Source organism: Microcystis sp. M53603_WE2, assembly GCF_030065435.1.
Genome location: NZ_JASJFF010000820.1, coordinates 1 through 7,376 on the forward strand (window position 1 = coordinate 1; position 7,376 = coordinate 7,376).

General features: G+C 40.2%; 6 protein-coding genes. 5 read left to right on the top strand and 1 reads right to left on the bottom strand.

The annotated features are described in order from the left end of the window. From PX481_RS17490 to PX481_RS17510, 5 genes are all read left to right on the top strand, one after another. Positions 1-1,251: sugar ABC transporter substrate-binding protein (locus PX481_RS17490; protein WP_288095220.1), on the top strand; the 1,251-nt coding region annotated here is incomplete at its 5' end. A 2-nt stretch (positions 1,252-1,253) separates the two neighbouring features. Beyond that, positions 1,254-2,564: a mechanosensitive ion channel family protein gene (locus PX481_RS17495; protein WP_002763525.1), complete on the top strand. Its 1,311-nt coding sequence runs from the start codon at positions 1,254-1,256 to the stop codon at positions 2,562-2,564. 411 nt (positions 2,565-2,975) lie between these two features. After that, a complete protein-coding gene (locus PX481_RS17500; RefSeq protein WP_288095222.1) occupies positions 2,976-4,658 on the top strand; it encodes an alpha/beta hydrolase in 1,683 nt (560 codons plus the stop codon). Between the two features lie 411 nt (positions 4,659-5,069). Continuing rightward, on the top strand, positions 5,070-5,621 hold the full coding sequence (locus PX481_RS17505; RefSeq protein ID WP_002763523.1) for a DUF2854 domain-containing protein: 552 nt from the start codon (positions 5,070-5,072) through the stop codon (positions 5,619-5,621). Then, complete coding sequence (locus tag PX481_RS17510; protein ID WP_002763522.1) at positions 5,622-6,383, top strand: sulfite exporter TauE/SafE family protein; 762 nt, start codon at positions 5,622-5,624, stop codon at positions 6,381-6,383. It abuts the gene before it with no gap. 178 nt (positions 6,384-6,561) lie between these two features. On the opposite strand, the gene PX481_RS17515 is transcribed toward PX481_RS17510, so the two are convergent. Continuing rightward, complete coding sequence (locus tag PX481_RS17515; RefSeq protein ID WP_002763521.1) at positions 6,562-7,230, bottom strand: hypothetical protein; 669 nt, start codon at positions 7,228-7,230, stop codon at positions 6,562-6,564. Between the last annotated feature and the right edge of the window lie 146 nt (positions 7,231-7,376).

Here is a 7,376-nt window from a genome sequence, read left to right on the forward strand (position 1 = left end):
AAAAAAATAAGGGGAATTATATCGCTCCTATTGCTTTTTATCTTGATGCCAATTTTTCTTTATGCTTGTTTTAGTGATCTTCCTAACCAATCATCGGAGCAACTGCAAGGAACCCTTTTGGTTTGGTATCCAGAAGAGGGCAATTTAACTGAAGTAGTAGGTCTCGGTTTGCAAGAGTTTGAAAAATTAAATTCGCAGGTGACAATTCTTGAACAAGCTATTCCTGTTGATGAGATACCCGAACGTTTTTTTAAACAATCTCAAAGCGGATTGGGTGCGAGTGTTATTCTAATTTTTTCGAGAAATATACCCAGATTAGTATCCCAAGGAGTACTGGAGGAAATTGACCAGAACAATCTAGATTTATCTATTTATTATCCCCCGACGCTGAAACAAGTTAGCTATCAAGGAAAAATCTACGGCATTCCCTTAGGTTCTCGTACCAATGTACTGTGTTATAATCAAAAAAAATTACAAGTTAGTCCCGATCCAGCGCTGAAGCAACCTCCCACCAGTTTAGGGGGATTAGTGGAACGTGCGCGCAAAGGCTATTCTGTGGGGATAGTTTCCTCTTTTGAAGATACTTTTTGGGGAATGGCAATTTTTGGCGGCTATTTGTGGGATGATCAGGGTCGGCTGCAACCTCGCTTAGATGGTTGGGCAAAATGGCTAGAATGGCTAAAATTTGCCTCGTCACAGCCTAATTTTATCCTCAATCGTCAACGGGAATTACTTCATGATGCCTTTGCTGGAGGTCGCTTAACCTATTATGTGTGTAATTCTATTGAAATTGCCGATTTAAAAAACAGCCTACAAGATGATCTCAGAGTCGCTTTACTTCCCCAAGAAACTCAGGGTAAAGCAGCACCAATTCTCTATACACGGGTGATGGTATTTAATCGCAATAATAGTGATAATGAAAATAGTTTGGGGTTAGCTTTAGGAAAATTTCTCTCTAATCCCGAACAACAATTACAAGCAATCATCCAAACAGAAAGTTTTATTCCCACTAATCGACGGGTGCAGATCGAAGGAAATTTACTACCGCTCGAATCGGTATTATTACAACAATCTCAAAATGCCGTGGCAGTACCTCTGGATGATTGGGAAAAGTTGAATAAAATTTTAGAAGAAGGAGAATTTTGGTATGAAAGAGCGATCGCTGGTGAAATATCTTCCTCAGCAGCAGCCCAAAAACTGACACTTTATATTCAATCAGGTCTCGATCAGGAAGTCAGGAAAATAAATTAATTATGAACAACAATATCCCCTCTCTTTCGGAAATAATTGCTAACCAATTATTATTTTTAGGACGCAGGAATGTTCAAAGTCAATTAGCGATCATTTTTCTGTCTTTAATTCTTGCTTGGTTATTATCAAAATGGTTATGGTCTTACTTAGAAAAAAGATTTACTCCCGTCACCAGTTTGATCCATAGTGATAAAAAATTAACCCTCCGTCAATATTTTGCTATCCTGATACATTTTCTTAATTTTCCAGTTATTAGTCTAATTTTACTTGACTTAAAGTATCTAATTTTTTTCAGTCAAAACTGGACAAGAGGAATGATTAATTTATCCATACAATTAATATTTTTTTATTTGATTTATCGTTGTTTATTAGCTGGATTATACGCTAGGTTTTCCGTCAATACAATTAAATATTATCATGGTCGGCTTTTAGCACCTTTATTGGTATTATTCCTCCTGAGAAATATTATTGGTGTTTACAATAATATTCAAGAAATTGCCCAAGTATCTCCCTTCAATTTATTCAATAGTCCGATCACATTGAGAAGCATATTTATTTTGATAATAGCTCCCTATTTTCTGGTAATTATTGTTGTTCTTATAGAGAGTATAATTCTGAGCATTACTAATTTAAATCAGCAAGCGAGTCGCGGTGAAATTGAAGCAACTTTACTGTTAGGACGTTATTTTTTCATTGTCTTAGGTTTTATTATCATCTTGGGTTATGTGGGAGTTAATGCAACGGCAATAGCGGCAATTACTGGCGGTTTATCGGTGGGTATTGGTTTCGGTATGCAGCAAGTGGTAAGTAATTTCATTAGCGGTATTTTACTATTATTTGAAAAAGTTCTCAAACCCGGTGATATCATTAATATTGAAGGACAGACTTCTCAGGTAAAAAAGCTAGGTATTCGAGCGACAACAGTGCAAATTCTTACAGACAATTCCGAAAAAATTATTCCCAATCAAAAGTTTTTTACTGAGGATGTCACCACCTACACGGGTAGTGATAACTTGATTTATTGTTCAGTTGTTATCGGAGTTGGTTATAATTCTAACGCCCAACAGGTGATGAATTTATTGCTAGACATTGCCGAGCAACATCCTCACATACTTAAAAACCCCGAACCAGTAGCCTTTTTTCTTAATTTTGATCATTCTAGTTTAAACTTTGAATTAAAGTTCTGGTTGGATGATGTCAACAGGAAAAAGCGAGTAATTAGTGATATTAATTGTGTTATTCTTGATAGGTTTACTCAACAGGGTATCGAGATTCCCTTCCCGCAGCAAGATATTCACATTCGCAATAATTAGCAATTTATCCCAGTCAAAAACCCTATCGGATTATTTTCATCTCAAAATATATCACTTTCACTTATTAAATGTATGTATTTATTGTTTTTTTATTAATGACTCATGTCTTGACATAAAAACAACTTTAATATAATATCTATTTTAGATGTTATACTCAGAAATACTCAATAATCTAGAATCAAAATCTCCCAGATTAATCTATCGAGGTTTTGCTCATGCTTTTTCGTCCTACTTTGCTTGGCACTTTATCGCTTGCCCTAGCCTTAAATTGGCCCCTTAGTACCTCAGAAACCTTCGTCTCAATACCTTTGAGCCGTGGTTAAGGAAATCAAGTAACCAAGACCGTTTTTCAACTGGCCGTATGCTACTTTTCCCTTTTAATTGTTGTCATTTACCCTAACTAAAAATCCCATGATTATCCCCCGTTTACAAAATCGTTTTCCCAGAAATAATCCCACCCGTCGGCTGCGAGCTTTTCTCCTAGGTCTTTTCGCCGCGGGTATGACCGCTTTACCCCTAAAAGCCGCCGAAGAAATTGAATTTGTCTATACTCCCCTCGTCTTTTCCGTATCGGTAGCATCCCTAGAAACCTTTGCTAAAGAAGGAAAGATTGATGCTAATTTAAAAAGATTTCTCGCCAGAGCAACTCCCGAAGCAAGAGAGCAGTTTCGTGAGGCTTTATTAACAAAAATTGACATCGATCCTGTTTTACTATCTCGTTTTTTTAATAGTGTGATGGGTGCTGATATGCTCTCTCGTTTGGGCAAAGGCATCACCATTGAAGGGGGAATTAATGGTAAATATGCCCTGCGGGGTGCGATTGTTAGTGCCGCTTTCGATCCGGGGGGATTAACCCTTTTAAATGTCCTGAAAAAATTCCCCAATAATATACAGTTACAGGGGGAAGAAATCCTCGGATTAGCTAAAACCATCGATTATGCGGTTTATGTGGCGGAAATATTTATCAAAGATATGCGCCTCTGGACAGCCGAGGAAGCCGCTGCCGTTAAACCAGCGATTAATTATGCCAGTTTACCCGATTTGCGTCAGCGCGGTAGCTTTCAGGTAAAAAAAGAAGTTTGGAACCTAACCGATAGCAGTCGCAATCGCAGTTTATATGTGAATGTTTATATCCCGCAAACTTTCCGAGAAGGCAAAACACCTGTAATTATTTTTTCCCACGGATTAGCCTCGCGACCAGAAGATTATGCCCAAGCAATTGAACATCTAGCTTCCTACGGATTTTTAGTAGCGGCACCGCAACACCCCAGCAGTGATACCCAATACCTACAAGGAATGTTAGGGGGGTATTATCGCAATATTTTTGATCGAGATGAGTTTATTAATCGACCCAAAGATATTAGCTTTGTCATCGATGAATTAGCCAGACGAAATGCTAGTCAATTTCAAGGTAAACTTAACCTAACTAATGTGGGAGTAGCGGGTCATTCCTTCGGGGGTTATACATCTCTAGCTGTTGCCGGCGCACAAATTGATTTTGATAATCTCGCCCAAGATTGTAATCGTCCTTACTCCGGGATTAATATCGCTATTTTACTGGAATGTCGCGCCCTAGAATTGCCTAGACAGGTCTATAATTTTCGCGATGAACGAGTCACGGCCGTCTTTGCAGCTAATCCCGTTAACCGCAGTATTTTTGGGGAAAAAGGTTTAAGTAAAATCTCGATTCCTGTCCTCTTGGGTTCAGGAAGTTATGACCCAGCAGCTAATCCGATTTTTGAACAGGCCATTCCTTTTACTTGGTTAAAAACGCCGGATAAATATCTGGCCATGGTGGAGGGACAAGCTCATGTAAATTTTACAGAATTGGATGCAGGAATGCAAAAAACCCTGGAGTCTGTGGTCGATATCACTTTACCCGATCAAAATTTAATCGAGGATTATGCGGGGGCTTTATTGGTCTCTTTTTTTGAAGTTTATATTGCTGATAATGAAAAGTTTCGTCCTTTTCTTCGGTCTAGTTATGCAGAATATCTCAGTCAGGGACAAAAGTTTAAATTAGACTTTATTACTGCCGCTTCTGACCAGAAATTATCTCAATTAATTGAGAAATTGCGAGTACATCGGCAATAGTAAAACGTAGGGTACGTTAGACGGCAAAAATTCCTGTTTTGACTTGAAGGTAACAATCCGTCCTAACGCACCACCTATCATCAACTAAGTAAAACGTAGGGTGCGTTAGACGGCAAAAATTCCTGTTTTGACTTGAAGGTAACAATCCGTCCTAACGCACCACCTATCATCAACTAAGTAGCTGGTTACAATTAAAGATAAAATACAAAAAACCAGAAGCCTGTCCCACTATCTAACAGTTAATTGAGATTACTTACTTATTAAGTGTCAAGTTCGTTGTTTTCTTTTCACTGATGACTGATGACTGATGACTGATAACTGAAAAATCTCCCCACTGCCCATCTGCAAAAAAGATTCTTTGGAGTTGTATAATCTCTAAAGGATTAGCGTACTCAAGAAAAAAATTATTTCATGCTCAGGAAAATTAGACTATCATACTTTGGCTTAATTTTAGGCAGTATTTTAACGGTTATCGGGATCATCGGTTATGCCCAAGGTAACGCCACGGTAAATTTAGCGGGTTTTTTCTACGGATTACCGTTATTATTGGGAGGTTTAGCCCTAAAAGCTTCAGAAATCAAACCTATACCCTTCAGTCAACCCACTAGCCCCGAAATATTGCAATTGCGCCAACAACAGGCCACTGTCACCCAAACCAAACTTCGCAACGATGTCACCCGCTATCGCTACGGACAGGAAGTGCATCTGGATGAAGCCCTAGAAAAGCTGGGATTAAGCCCCACGGACGAGGAAAGACCGACTTTAGTGGCAATTCGTGAAACTGCTGTTGATTCCGCCTATTGTCTCACCCTAGAATTTGAATCGCCCCTTTTACCCCTAGAAAAGTGGCTGGCAAAACAGGAAAAAATCGAAAGATATTTTGGACCAGGAATTAAAGCCGAAATTAAGCAAGTTGACGAGGAAAAAATTGATTTAGCCCTAATTACTATCCCTAACGCCTAAATGCTCACGCCTATTCAGTATGGCTTCCTAGCAATCGCTGCCGTGGCTGCCGGCTTAATTAATGCTCTTGCCGGTGGCGGTAGTCTGATTACTTTTCCGACGCTGATGGCGGTGGGTATCCCACCAGTGATGGCAAATGTGACTAATACCGTCGCTTTATGCCCCGGTTATCTGGGGGCAACTCTCGCCCAAAAAAAAGACCTGCACGGGCAACAAAAACGGATTAGGTTATTACTACCATCGGCAGTTATTGGCGGCATTATCGGTGGTATTTTGCTATTAAATAGCAGTGATAAAGTATTTGAGCGCCTGATTCCTTTTCTGATTCTTTTAGCGGCGGCTTTATTGGCTTTTCAAGATACTTTACGCTCTTGGTTGCAGCGGCGACAGGGGGACGAAAATGGTCATATACCAGAAATTTTGGCGGTTTTACCCATCGCTCTCGCTTCAATTTATGGTGGTTATTTTGGGGCGGGTTTAGGGGTGATTGAGTTGGCAATTTTGGGCTTATTTCTCAAGGATAATCTCACGAGATTAAATGCTTTAAAACAGTTGCTTTCTTTGGTGGTTAATGTAGCGGCATCTTGGTTTTTTCTCTTTTCTAATCAGGTAGATTGGTCGGCGGCGATAGTGGTAGCAATTGGCTCTTTAATTGGGGGTTTATTGGGGGGAAAACTAGCTAGAATTATCTCTCCTAGTTATCTGCGCTGGACTGTGGTAATTCTGAGTATTATTACCGCTACAGTTTATTTTCTTCGTTAACAAAATGCTTGTCAATAAGGTGTTTTATTGAGGGAGATTGATAGATTTTTTCCTAGTTCTCAAACCTGTTCTAATTGTCTCTATCATACCAAATCCGCAAGGTGGGCGTAAGTCTATCTTCAGGCATTCCCCCGTGAGTTCAGAAGCCCCGACAATCTCGCCCAGCCGGGAGTTCACCCTAAAAAGATTGTCCCACTTCTAAGACTTTCGTTTGTCCGTTGCGAGACAAAATAACCTGTTGACTACCAACTTCCACTAAAGTCCAACCGTTGATAAATTCCCCCGGAGAAATACGCGTCGTTATCCCCTTATTATCAAATAAAGCTGAAGATCGATCGCCTAAATCCATCACCCCCACCAGGGTATTTTTTACCTGATTATTAGTGGGAATAACCGCTGCTGTCGGCCGATGCACTTGGGGGGCAGCCGGTAATGGTGGCGCGGAAATGTCGGGATTTGCGGGTGTAACCGGGGCAATTTTGGCAGCCGTTTCAGGGGTTTGGGGATAAACGGGAACGTAAATTCTTTCTATGATCTGGGGAGTATTATTAACCGGTAAATTAGCGGGGGGTGGTGGTGGAACCGTGGCTACCGGAGAAGGGTTATTTTTAGGAGAAGGATCAGGATCGGGGGATGAAGTTGCACCTTGGCGATCGATAATAGTCAGAGATGATTGCAGATAGGCGATAAACTTTTGATCTTCCGGGGAAATCGTGCCATTTTGAGAGACAGGGGCATTTTTTTGACTGATTAGCCATGCCACCACCCAACCTAGATAGACGCAAGCAATGACAAAAATAACTTTATCTAGGGGCATTCTCGGATTTTCTTCATGGCCCGCTGCCATATTTTTTGCACTCCTCGATCGCTGCTGTCGTTTCGATTCTAACAGGATAAGTACCTAAGCAAAATTAATTACACATCTAAGCTCTCAGCCGTCAGCCTTTTGCTGATGTGAGTAAACAGTGAACTGAAAACTCAAATCCGATCCCT